General features: G+C 64.6%; 1 pseudogene. It reads right to left on the minus strand.

Annotation, left to right across the window (positions count from 1 at the left end):
• A pseudogene (locus tag HX846_RS28685) lies at positions 1–500 on the minus strand (2,5-dihydroxypyridine 5,6-dioxygenase); the annotation flags it as partial.

Here is a 500-nt window from a genome sequence, read left to right on the forward strand (position 1 = left end):
GCCGATATCCAGCACCAGCACGCCCTCTGCAGTTTCCTCATTGGGCCAGGAGAACAGGAAGCCGCTCGGCCAGTGGTCCCAGCGTCCCGGTTCGTCGGCAAAGCCGTATTCGGTGACGGACGGGTATTGCCCCAGCGCCGCCCGGAAATCACTGCCGGCGCGGGATTTGACGTGGATCGAGCGGGCTTTTTTCAGCAGTTCTTCAGCGGCCAGCACGCGCACTTTGTCCTCTTCGGTCGGCAGCATGCGCGCCAGCACTTCCGGGGGTTCAACCGCCAGCAGGATGCGCGTGCCGGTCTTGAGGATCTGTTCCTGCTCCGGCGAGTGCAACAGCATCATGGTGTCGACGATCAGGTCGGCCGCTTCCAGCGCCCGCTGCGCCGCGATATTGCCGGTCAGGGCAGTGTCGCCACAGTAGGCGGTCATGTCATTGCCCATCGCCCGGGGATGGTTGAACGACGGCAACTCCACCGCATACACCTTGGCCCCCAGGCGCTGCG

Origin of the sequence: Pseudomonas sp. K5002 (assembly GCF_013386655.1) — a bacterium.
In the GTDB taxonomy this organism is placed as follows: domain Bacteria; phylum Pseudomonadota; class Gammaproteobacteria; order Pseudomonadales; family Pseudomonadaceae; genus Aquipseudomonas.